The organism is Acidisoma sp. C75 (genome assembly GCF_054665095.1).
On the sequence record NZ_BAAFHD010000038.1, the window covers coordinates 1 to 606 of the forward strand.

1 protein-coding gene is annotated in these 606 nt (G+C 65.7%); it reads right to left on the reverse strand.

Going from position 1 to position 606, the window contains the following annotated elements:
- On the reverse strand, window positions 1-606 hold a 606-nt coding region (gene tnpC, locus ACYQ7X_RS17465; protein WP_459698349.1), incomplete at both ends, for an IS66 family transposase.

Below are 606 nucleotides of genomic sequence, written 5' to 3' on the forward strand. Positions count from 1 at the left end.
GAGGAAGCGACTGAAGCTCTCCCATCGCTTCAGCATGTAGTCCATCGCTTTGGCGACATCGGCGTGGCGTGACAGCTTCGCCCGTGTCGTGAGCATCCAGTCTTCGAGCTCGGCGACAAGCGGTGCGATCCTGGCCTGACGAATGGCGTGGCGTTGATCAGCGGATTGGCCGTTGATCTCCCGCTCCGCCATGAAGATCGCGTCGATCCGCCGCACGGCCTCGACGGCGAGCGGCGCCTTGCCCAGTTCGGCGAGTTCGAAGAATTTCCGGCGCGCATGGGCCCAGCATCCTGCCTCGGTGACCGGACCAGGCTGGCGTGCAGGGTCATAGAGACCGTTGAACCCGGCATAGGCGTCGGCCTGCAGGATGCCCCGCCACCCCGCAAGGTGCCGGAGCGGACGGGCGGCGGTGCGATCCGGCGAATAGTGAAACAGGGCCGCAGGCCTGGCATCGCCCCCGAAGGGTCGGTCATCCCGCACATAGGTCCATAATCGGCCGGTCGTCGTCTTGCCCTTAGCCAGAACCGGCACCGTGGTGTCATCGCCATGGATGCGGGCTCCGGCCAGCACATGGGCCCTGATCAGCTCAATCAGGGGCGCCAGTGT